Annotated in this window: 1 pseudogene; it reads left to right on the top strand. The window is 77.5% G+C overall.

Annotated elements, in window-relative coordinates:
* Positions 1–1899, top strand: a pseudogene (locus tag ACFVXK_RS38455) (hypothetical protein); the annotation flags it as partial.

Genomic DNA, 1899 nt, shown 5'->3' with positions numbered 1-1899 from the left:
TCCTGGACCTGCGCGGGGTCGGCAAGGCCGTGCCCAAGCCGGCCCCCGCCCAGGCGGAGTTCTTCGAGGAGGAGCCGGTCGGCCCGCCGCGCAGGCCCGCCCCCGCGGGCGTGCTCTTCCTGGAGAACGGCGGCGGCAAGTCCGTCCTCCTCAAGCTGATCTTCTCGGTCATGCTCCCCGGCCACCGCAACACCCTCGGCGGCGCCAGCTCCGGCGTGCTCCGCAAGTTCCTCCTCGCCGACGACTGCGGCCACGTCGCCCTGGAGTGGCAGCACACCCAGACCGGCGAGTGCGTGGTCGTCGGCAAGGTCAGCGAATGGCGCGGCCGCCAGGTCTCCAACGACCCCCGCAAGTTCGCCGAGGCCTGGTACTCCTTCCGCCCCGGCCCGGGCCTGAGCCTGGACAACCTCCCCGTCGCCGAGGCCACCTCCGTGCGCCCGCCCGTCGAAGGCGCCTCCGGCGCCCAGGGCCGCCGCCGCACCATGAAGGGCTTCCGCGACGCGATCACCGAGGCCGGCAAGGCCTACCCGCACCTGGAGGTGTCCTGGGAGGAGATCCACGACCGCTGGAACGAGCACCTCACCGAACTCGGCCTCGACCCCGAACTCTTCCGCTACCAGCGCGAGATGAACGCCGACGAGGGCGAGGCCGCCGGCCTCTTCGCGGTCAAGAAGGACTCCGACTTCACCGACCTCCTGCTGCGCGCCGTCACCGACACCCGCGACACCGACGGCCTCGCCGACCTGGTCCACGGCTTCGGCAACAAACTCGGCCGCCGCGCCGAGCTGATGGCCGAACGCGACTTCACCGCCGGCTCCGTCGACCTGCTCACCCGCATCGTGGAGGCCGCCGAGACCCGCGCCCGGCTGCGCGACGTCCACGCCGGCGCCGAACGCCGCACCCGCACCCTCGCCCGCCGCCTCTCCGCCCGGGCCACCGAGGAACGCGCCCGCGCCGCGGAACTCGCCCAGCAGGTCACCGGCGCCGCCCACGCCGTCACCACCGCCGAGGGGCAGCGCGCCCGCAGCGCCGCCGTCTCCGCCGAACTCGCCTACCGGCACGCCTCGCTGGCCCTGACCGTCGCCGACAAGGCCGCCGCCGCCCAGCGCCGCGAACTCCTCGAAGCCCGCACCCTGCACTCCGCCTGGCAGGCCGCCGAGACCGTCCTGCGCCACCGCGCCTCCGCCGACCGCTCCGCCCGCGTCGCCGCCGCCATCCGCGAGGCCGAACGGGACGCCGCCCCGGCCCTCGCCGCCCGCGCCACTGCCGCCGCCGAACTCGTACAAGCCCTGCACACCGCCGCCGAGCAGGGCGAACGCGCCGCCAACGAGGAGGAGGAGCGTTCCGCCGAGCTCCAGGCCCTCGGCGAGACCGCCCACCGCGACGCCACCTCCGCCGCCACCGGCGCCCAGCGCGCCCGCAGCGAGGCCGAACACCTGCGGGCCCGCCTCGCCGAGGTCGAGCAGGAGACCGCCGAGGCCGTCCGCGCCGGCTGGCTCGACGACACCGCCCCCGACGCCGACCCGGCCCGCGCCGCGCTGGCCGCCAGCGACGCCGAGAAGACCGCAGTGGCCGCCTGGGACGAGTCCCGCGAGGCCGCCCGCTCCGCCGCCGAAGCCGCCCGCGAGGCCGCCGGCGCCGAGTCCCGCGCCGAGCTCACCGCCGCCCGCGCCGCCGACGCCGCCGACGCCGCCGAGGCCGCCCACGCGGCGGAACACCGCGCGGCCGACGCCCTGGCCGCGTCCCCGCGCCTGGCGGAGCTCCTCGGCCTCCCGTCGGTCCCCGACACCTTCCTCCCGCACCCGCGCGAGGGCCGGGCCGCCGGCTCCGGCGGCACCCCGGCAGGGCCCGGCACGGCCGGCACCGGCTCCGGCGCCCCCGCAGGGCCCGGTACACCGA

Source organism: Streptomyces sp. NPDC058157, assembly GCF_042884105.1.
Classification (GTDB): domain Bacteria; phylum Actinomycetota; class Actinomycetes; order Streptomycetales; family Streptomycetaceae; genus Streptomyces.
Note: the sequence above shows the minus strand (reverse complement) of the source record. Positions and strands in the feature narration are given on the sequence as shown.